This is a genomic window from Pseudomonas sichuanensis (assembly GCF_003231305.1).
GTDB lineage: Bacteria > Pseudomonadota > Gammaproteobacteria > Pseudomonadales > Pseudomonadaceae > Aquipseudomonas > Aquipseudomonas sichuanensis.
In genome coordinates this window covers 1-514 of sequence record NZ_QKVM01000142.1, presented here as the reverse complement: position 1 = coordinate 514, position 514 = coordinate 1, and the positions used below count along the sequence as shown (strand labels likewise).

The 514-nt window shown below is 65.4% G+C and carries 1 pseudogene; it reads right to left on the bottom strand.

Annotation, left to right across the window (positions count from 1 at the left end):
- A pseudogene (locus DM373_RS28455) lies at nt 1-514 on the bottom strand (efflux RND transporter periplasmic adaptor subunit); the annotation flags it as partial.

The window sequence follows — 514 nt, the reverse complement described above, 5'->3', positions numbered from 1 at the left end:
TATGCCATTGATGCGTGCCAGGGTTGCGCCAGGTGCCACGGTCATTCCTGGACGCAGGTCCAGTGCCTGGATGACCCCGGCGCTCGGTGCGACCAGTGTTACCTGGTTCTGCACCTTGCCGCTGCGTGCGACCCGGTCGAGCAGTTCACCCGGCATGCCGGCCAGCAGCAGGCGCTGGCGTGCTGCAGCTAGCAACTGCACATCACCCAAGTGGCGCAGCGCGAGAAACTCTTCCTGCAGCCCAGCCCATTCCGGAGCCAGTACATCTGCCAGAGGCGCGCCTTTGGCCACCACATCCCCCGTGGCTCGGCCATAGGTGCGCTCAACGAAGCCTGCGGTGCGTGCCTGGAGCACACTGAAATCTCGCTCATCGAAGGCCAGCACACCGCTGACCTGCAGGCTGCGCTGCAGCCGGCCACGGCTCACCGTCGCCAGGCGTACCCCAAGGTTCTGTTGTACGCCTTGGCTGATTTGCACCGCAGGCTCTGCGGGGCCTGTGCCTTCTTCGGCGTAC